Raw genomic sequence first — 5,208 nt, 5'->3', positions numbered from 1 at the left:
CCGCGCCCGCTGTCCCAGACCTCCAGCCGCAGCTGCCTGCCGCGGCGCCGCGCAGCCACCAGCACGCCGCCGTCCTCGGTGTAGCGGATCGCGTTGGACAGCAGGTTGCGCACCACGCGCTCCAGCAGCACCGGGTCGGCATGCACATGGTGCTGGCCGCCGCGGAAATGCAGCGACAGGCCCTTGTCGAAAGCCACCGGCTCGAAGTGCAGCTTCAGGCGCTGGAACAGTTCGCCGACGTTGACGTGCTCGGGCCGCACCTGCACGCCGCCACTGTCGATGCGGGTGATGTCCATCAGCTCGGAGAACAGGCCCTCCAGCGCATCGACCGCGCTGTTGATGCTGGCGGCCAGGCGCTGCACTTCCGGGTCGGGCCCGACGCGGCCGCGCAGCGCTTCGGCGAACAGGCCCATCGCGTGCAGCGGCTGGCGCAGGTCATGGCTGGCGGCGGCGAAGAAGCGGGTCTTGGCCTTGTTGGCCAGCTCGGCGGCCTGGCGTGCGGCATCTGCTGCCTGCTTTTCCTCGCGCAGCTGGGCCAGCAAGGCCTGGGTTTCCTGCTTCAGCGCCACGCCACGCTCGAACTCGCGCCGCGTGCTGCGGCCCAGCACCATCATCGAGCCGAGGATCAGCAGCAGCACGCCCGTCAGCACGGCCGCCCTATCCTGGCCCGACATGGCCACCCGCAGCACCAGCGGCCCGAAGGCCAGCGCCAGATAGCCGTAGAAGACCGGCGGCTTGTGCGCCAGGATGGGCACCGCGGCAATGCAGAAGCTGAAGATGATGATGACCAGCACCGCCTGCGACAGTGGGTCCGCATGGTCGAAGAACAGCCAGGTGGAAACGCCCCACAGCGCGCCCGAGCCCAGCGTCATCAGGTAGCAACCCAGGCGCCAGCGCAGCAGCTCGACATTGGTCTGCGGCGAGATCGGCAAGCGGTGCCACAGCAACGCCTGGCCCGCGCGCGCGCTCCACAGCAGCAGCGTCAACGCACCCCAGGGCCACAGCCATTCGGGCGGGGCCACGCTGTGGAACAGCATCAGCATCACGATGATGCCCAGCGCACTGCCAAAGGCGGCCGCAGGCGCAAACGAAAACAGCGAGTCCACCTGCTCCGCGAGCAGGGCGTCCGATTCAGCATGCCCCCAGGGCCGGGCCATGCCCGACCCGCCCCCCGCGGGGGTCACGGAAACTTGGGGCGGCCCGGCGTTTCCTTCGGCTCTCACTCGGCCGCCGGAGCGCGGCGCTGGCGGGTCATCTGGCCGACGGCCAACACGGCCTGGGTGCGGGAGCTGACGCCCAGCGCGCGCAGCACCGCCTGCACATGGTCCTTCACCGTCTCGACCGACAGGCCCAGGCGGCGTGCAATGTCCTTGTTCGGCTTGCCCTGCAGCAGCATGCTCAGCACATCGGCCTGGCGCGGCGTGAGGCCCAGGCGTTCGAAGGAAGGCAACGTCTGGTAGGCAGAATCGTCGTCAGACGGCTCGGCCGCCGGCGTCTCGGCCGCCGGCGTGCTGCCGAGCGACATCGTGGGCACGAAGATGCCGCCGTCCATCACCAGGCGCAGCGCGTCGGACAGGCCCTCGGTGCTCATGCGCTTGGGCAGGAAGCCCATCGCACCGAGGTCGATGGCCTGGATCACGTCGCTGGAACGGTCGGAGGCCGAGATCACGACCACCGGCATGTCAGGGTAGCTGCGGCGCAGTTCGCCCAGCAGTTCGAAACCCAGCGCATCGCCAAGCTGCAGGTCCAGCAGCACCAGGTCGTAGTCATGGTCCACCGCCAGCGAACGGCGGGTGGCGCTGCCACTGGACAGCGCGGTGACCTGCACGCCCGGTTTGATGCTTTCCATCATCGCCTTCAGGGCGGACAGGATCAGCGGATGATCATCGACCAGCAGGACTTTCATCGGAAGGCACGGTACGGCAGGGTGAGCACAAGCACATCGTACCGTGACAGCACGTTTTTTCGGCTGTCTCATCCCGTGTTTGCCCGCCGTTTGTCCCCTTACATCATCAGTCGATACCAGGTCAGATGTAACGCCGGGTGATGGACTCTGCCACGCAGACCGGCTTGGCACCGCCTTCGGCCTCGATGGTGACCTCGACCAGGAGTTGCGCCCCACCTTCCAGCGGCTCGTAGCCCAGCAACTTGAAATGCCCGCGCAACCGGCTGTCGACCGGTACCGGGGCCGGAAACCGCACCCGGTTCAGCCCGTAGTTGACGCCCATGCGCACGTCGTCGACCTCGAAGCCGTGCTCGAACATCCACGGCAGCAGCGACAGCGTCAGGAAGCCATGGGCAATCGTCGTCTTGAACGGCCCTTGCGCCGCCCGCTCACGGTCGACATGAATCCACTGGTGGTCGCCGGTCGCTTCGGCGAAGCGGTCGATGCGCGCCTGGTCGATGGTGATCCAGCCGCTGTTGCCCAGCGTTTCGCCGACGCGGCTTGCCAGGTCGGCGAGGTGGGCGATGCGGGTCGGCGGCGTCGCGGAAACTGCGGGTTCAGGGCTCATGGGGCAATGCAATCGGGAGGATCTGGGAGGCCGTTCGGGCCTGCAAAAACTTACCATGCGGCCTCGCCGCCAAGCCTAGGCGGGAACCCAGGCCGAACCTGTCTCAAGCGCGACAAGACGGCATTGGCGAAAACACCACCAGGAGAACTTCACCCATGTCCAAGCTCATCGTCAGCAGCATCGGCGTCTCGATTGACAGCTACAGCGCCGGCCCGAACCAAAGCCTCGACAACCCCTTGGGCGTTGGCGGCCTGGCCTTGATGACATGGGCCTTCACCACGCGCACCTTCCAGGCCATGCACGGCGGCAACGGCGGCGACACCGGCCCAGACGAAGACTTCGCCGCCCGCGGCTTCGCCAACATCGGTGCCTGGATCCTCGGCCGCAACATGTTCGGCCCGGTGCGCGGCGAGTGGCCCGACGACGAATGGAAGGGCTGGTGGGGCACCAACCCGCCCTACCACGTGCCGGTCTTCGTGCTGACGCACTACCCGCGCGAGTCCATCGAGATGGAAGGCGGCACCAGCTTCCACTTCGTCACCGACGGCATCCACGCCGCCCTCGAACGCGCGAAGGCTGCAGCAGGCGGCAAGAACGTGCGCGTTGGCGGCGGCGTCGCCACCATCCGCCAGTACCTGCAGGCCGGCCTGGTCGACGAGATGCACCTGGCACTGGGCAATGCGCTGCTCGGTTCAGGCGAAGCCCTGCTGGCCGGCATCGACCTGCCGGCGCTGGGCTTCGAATGCACCGAGCGGGTCTGCAGCCCGCATGCGACGCACGTGGTGCTGACGCGGCGCGGGCCGACAGCGAGCTGACAGGTTGCTGGTCTTCCGCACCACGGCCGGGCGCGTTCACTCACCTGCAAGACCGGCTCACCGGCCAGAGTTTCCCAGCCCAGCACCGCCCCATGGACATCGACCCACAAGACCTGATCAAGACCGACGACGAGGACGATGCGGCCGAGCGCCGCTCGGACCGCAAGAGCGCAAGGCTCAACACCTTTGTCGCCATCACCGTTGCGCTGCTGGCCACGTTCATGGGCATCTGCAAGGTCAAGGACGACAACATCGTGCAGGCCATGCAGCAGGCCCAGGCCGACAAGCTGGACCACTGGAACTTCTACCAGGCGCGCAACATCCGCCAGGACGTGGCCGAGGCCAGCGTCACGCAGCTGAAACTGGCCAAGGCCTCCGCGCCAGCCGACAAGGCGGCCGGCTATGACGAGGCGATCCAGCGCTATGAGGCCAAGGCGGCGCAGGAAGCGCAGAAGAAGCAGACGCTGAGCGCCGCCGCCGCGGAGGACCAGAAGACCTACGACAGCCTGAACTACCGCGACGACCAGTTCGATCTGTCCGACGCCGCGCTGGCCATCGCCATCTCGCTGCTCGCGGTCACCGCGCTGACCCGGCTGTGGTGGATGTACTGGGTCTCGTGGCTGCCCATCGGCGCGGGCGTGCTGATGGGCCTGTCTGGGCTGCTCGGCTGGGCCGTGCACCCGGACACGCTGACGAAACTTCTCTCGTGAACCTCAGACGTTCATCACGCTGACCGTCTTGGTCACCAGGTAGGCGTCCAGCGCTTCCGGGCCACCTTCGGACCCGTAGCCCGAGTCCTTCACGCCACCGAACGGCAGCTCGGGCACCGGGGCAGCCGGCTGGTTGACCCACAGCATGCCGACTTCCAGCCGCTGCGACAGCTCATGCAGCGTCTTCAGCGACCTGGTGAAGGCATAGCTGGCCAGGCCGAACGGCAGGCGGTTGGATTCGGCGATGGCCTCGTCCAGCGTGTTGAAGCCGCGGATGCCGGCGATCGGGCCAAACGGCTCTTCGTTGAAGATGTCGGCTTCCAGCGGCACCTCGTCCAGCACCGTGGCGGCGTAGAAGTTGCCCTTGCTGCCGACACGCTCGCCACCGGCGGCGACCTTCGCGCCCTTGCTCAGCGCGTCTTCGGTGATCTTGGCCATCGCGGCCAGGCGACGCGGGTTGGCCAGCGGGCCCATGGTCGTGCCATCGGCCAGGCCGTCGCCCACCTTCAGGCTGGACGCGTGGGCGGCCAGCGCTTGCGCGAACTCGGCGCGGATGCTGTTGTGCACCAGGAAACGCGTGGGCGAGATGCAGACCTGGCCGGCGTTGCGGAACTTGGCGGCACCGGCCGACTTGACGGCCAGCATCACGTCCGCGTCTTCGGCCACGATGACAGGCGCGTGGCCGCCCAGCTCCATCGTCGCGCGCTTCATGTGCAGGCCGGCCAGCGAGGCCAGCTGCTTGCCGACCGGGGTGGAGCCGGTGAAGGTGATCTTGCGGATCACCGGGTGCGGGATCAGGTAGCTGGAAATCTCGGCCGGGTCGCCATAGACCAGGCCGATCACGCCGGCCGGCACGCCTGCGTCCACGAAGGCCTGCAGCAGCGCGGCCGGCGAGGCGGGGGTTTCCTCCGGTGCCTTGACGATGATGGAGCAGCCGGTGGTCAGCGCGGCCGAGAGCTTGCGCACCACCTGGTTGATCGGGAAATTCCATGGCGTGAACGCGGCGACGGGGCCGACCGGCTCCTTGAGCACCAGCTGCTGCGCGGCAATGTTGCGCGATGGCACGACGCGGCCGTAGACCCGGCGGCCTTCGTCGGCGAACCATTCGATGATGTCGGCCGAGGACAGGGCTTCCACCTTGGCTTCTGCCAGCGGCTTGCCTTGTTCCTG

At 67.7% G+C, this 5,208-nt stretch carries 6 protein-coding genes; 2 read left to right on the top strand and 4 right to left on the bottom strand.

The genetic code is table 11. The annotated features are described in order from the left end of the window. The 3 genes from FKP22_RS33990 to FKP22_RS20435 all read right to left on the bottom strand — a co-directional run. The coding region (locus FKP22_RS33990; RefSeq protein WP_233446906.1) for a sensor histidine kinase at positions 1-1,157 on the bottom strand (1,157 nt) is incomplete at its 3' end. Positions 1,158-1,219: 62 nt separating this feature from the next. Further along, positions 1,220-1,906: a response regulator gene (locus tag FKP22_RS20440; RefSeq protein WP_141289535.1), complete on the bottom strand. Its 687-nt coding sequence runs from the start codon at positions 1,904-1,906 to the stop codon at positions 1,220-1,222. Between the two features lie 121 nt (positions 1,907-2,027). Then, a complete protein-coding gene (locus FKP22_RS20435; RefSeq protein ID WP_141289534.1) occupies positions 2,028-2,513 on the bottom strand; it encodes a MaoC family dehydratase in 486 nt (161 codons plus the stop codon). Positions 2,514-2,668: 155 nt separating this feature from the next. On the opposite strand from FKP22_RS20435, the gene FKP22_RS20430 reads away from it, so the two are divergent. Beyond that, positions 2,669-3,328: a dihydrofolate reductase family protein gene (locus FKP22_RS20430; protein WP_141289533.1), complete on the top strand. Its 660-nt coding sequence runs from the start codon at positions 2,669-2,671 to the stop codon at positions 3,326-3,328. Positions 3,329-3,420: 92 nt separating this feature from the next. Next, a complete protein-coding gene (locus tag FKP22_RS20425) occupies positions 3,421-4,038 on the top strand; it encodes a DUF4337 domain-containing protein (RefSeq protein WP_141289532.1) in 618 nt (205 codons plus the stop codon). 3 nt (positions 4,039-4,041) lie between these two features. On the opposite strand, the gene FKP22_RS20420 is transcribed toward FKP22_RS20425, so the two are convergent. Next, the coding region (locus FKP22_RS20420) for an NAD-dependent succinate-semialdehyde dehydrogenase (RefSeq protein ID WP_141289531.1) at positions 4,042-5,208 on the bottom strand (1,167 nt) is incomplete at its 5' end.

The sequence above is a fragment of the Ideonella azotifigens genome (assembly GCF_006519715.1).
GTDB lineage: Bacteria > Pseudomonadota > Gammaproteobacteria > Burkholderiales > Burkholderiaceae_C > Ideonella > Ideonella azotifigens.
The sequence above is the reverse complement of the archived record's forward strand: the minus strand, read 5'-3'. Positions and strand labels throughout refer to the sequence as shown.